The sequence below is a fragment of the Kocuria sp. ZOR0020 genome, assembly GCF_000800955.1.
GTDB lineage: Bacteria > Actinomycetota > Actinomycetes > Actinomycetales > Micrococcaceae > Kocuria > Kocuria subflava.
Genome location: NZ_JROX01000306.1, coordinates 1 through 2311 on the forward strand (window position 1 = coordinate 1; position 2311 = coordinate 2311).

Below are 2311 nucleotides of genomic sequence, written 5' to 3' on the forward strand. Positions count from 1 at the left end.
GATCTGTGGTTGCAGATCCTGGTGGTGCTGGGTGTTTCCGTGGGTGCCAGTGCCCTGTGGTCGGTGCTCAGCCTGGCGGAAGCTGCCACCACCACTGGGATTGCCGACTCCCAGGCCACCATGAACCGGGTCATGAGTGCCTCCCCGGTTTTTGATGTGCTGCGCCAGGTGCTCACCATCGTCTTGGCTTTTGTTCCGGTGGTGTTGGCGCTGTACTTCCTGGCAGGTTCTGCCGGTCAGCTCAGGACCGTGGTCCGCCGGATAGGCCTGGACTTCAAAGCACCACTGCCTGACCTGGCACTGGGTGCACTGCTGTTCCTGGTGATGGGTCTGGGCACCTTGGGGCTCTACCAAGCCGGCAGGGCGCTGGGCATCACGGCGGAACTGACCACCAATGCCGGGGGAACCGAGTGGTGGAACATCCTGCTGTTGGTGGCCCAGGCTCTGCGGCACTCCCTGGTGGAGGAAGTCATTGTGGTGGCCTTCCTGGCCGACCGTCTGCTGCGGGTGGGCTGGAGCTGGCCGATGGTGCTGATCGGTACGGCGCTGCTGCGCGGCAGCTACCACCTCTACCAAGGCTTAGGCCCGGCGTTGGGCAACGTGGTCATGGGGCTGGTGTTCCTGTGGATCTACCGGCGCACGGGACGGATCATGCCGCTGGTGATTGCCCACTTCCTGCTGGATGCCGTGGGGTTCTTGGCAGGAGCCTGGTTCTTCGGCTGAGATCCGGGGTCACACCGGGGGCGTCGTCGTGATCCGGGTTGCAGATCACTCCGCCCACACCGGAGAATGAAGGCGGTCACGAGAGCCAGCGTCAAGCCCCAGCTTGCTGGCCGGCAACCCTCCAACCGCGGTGGGGTGCCCTGGGTGAGGACCGGGCCGGATACAAACGTGTTCCGGCAAGCGCGGGTCGCGGACCCGGGGTGGCACTGGGACCGTGCCGGGCCCGGCTCACGACCCCTGAGACCAGGAGCCACCGATGAGCGACTCTCCCACCCCGGCCAACCCCGCAGGCTGGAACTTCGAAACCCGTCAGATCCACGCCGGACAGGCCCCGGATCCCGGATCCGGCGCGCGGGCGCTGCCCATCCAGCAGACCACGTCCTTTGTGTTTCCCGACTCCGCCACCGCCGCCGGCCGTTTTGCGCTGCAGGAACTCGGCCCCATTTACACGCGCTTGACCAACCCCACCGTGGAAGTGGTGGAGAACCGTGTGGCCTCCCTGGAGGGCGGTGTTGCTGCGGTCATGGTTGCTTCCGGGCAGGCGGCCACCTCGTATGCGATCTTGAACATCGCCGGTAGCGGTGACCACGTTGTGGCCAGTGCCTCTCTTTACGGCGGAACCTTCAACCTGTTCAAGTACACCTTGGCCAAACTGGGCATTGAGGTCACCTTTGTGACCGAACCGGCGGACCCGCAAGCGTGGGCCGCAGCCGTGCAGCCCAACACCAAGGCGTTCTTTGCAGAAACCATCCCCAACCCGCGTGGAGATGTCCTGGACATCCAGGCCGTGGCGGAGGCCGCTCATGCTGCCGAGGTGCCGCTGATCGTGGACAACACGGTGGCCACCCCGTACCTGCTGCGCCCCATCGAATGGGGTGCGGATGTGGTGGTGCATTCGGCCACCAAGTTCCTGGGTGGGCACGGGACGTCCATCGGCGGGTTCGTGGTGGACTCCGGGAACTTCGACTACACCCGGTACCCGGACCGGTTCCCCGAGTTCGTCACCCCGGATCCGTCCTACAACAACATTGTGTTCGGAGAGGTTTTCGGTGCCGATGGCCCATTCGGAGCCAACGTGTCCTACGCCTTCAAGGTCCGCACCCAACTGTTGCGTGACCTAGGTGCCTCCATTGCACCCTTCAACGCCTTCCTGATCGAACAGGGCATTGAAACGCTGTCCCTGCGCATGGACCGCCACGTCTCCAATGCCGCAGCGGTGGCACAGTGGCTGCAGGGGCGCGACGACGTCGTGTCCGTCACCTACGCCGGACTGGAATCCTCCCCGTGGTTCACCACCGCGCAGAAGTACCTGCCCCAGGGGGCCGGGTCCATTGTGGGATTCGAGCTCACAGGAGGGGCTGCCGCCGGTCAGGCCTTTGCCGATGCGTTGGTGTTGCACTCCAACGTGGCGAACATCGGGGACGTCCGCTCCTTGGTGATCCACCCGGCCTCCACCACCCACGCCCAGCTCAGCGCACAGGAGCAGGCCGATGCCGGGGTGCAGCCGGGCTTTGTCCGCCTCTCCGTGGGGCTCGAGCACATCGACGACATCCTGGCCGACCTTGAGCTCGGATTGGCGGCCGCTGCT

The 2311-nt window shown here is 65.3% G+C and carries 2 protein-coding genes and 1 riboswitch; both genes read left to right on the forward strand.

The genetic code is table 11. The features are described from left to right. A partial coding sequence (locus tag L979_RS13320; RefSeq protein WP_047692684.1) for a CPBP family intramembrane glutamic endopeptidase occupies nt 1-723 on the forward strand: 723 nt, incomplete at its 5' end. A 74-nt stretch (nt 724-797) separates the two neighbouring features. Beyond that, nucleotides 798-912: riboswitch (SAM riboswitch) on the forward strand. A gap of 67 nt (nt 913-979) precedes the next feature. Beyond that, nucleotides 980-2311: bifunctional o-acetylhomoserine/o-acetylserine sulfhydrylase (locus tag L979_RS13325; protein ID WP_047692685.1), on the forward strand; the 1332-nt coding region annotated here is incomplete at its 3' end.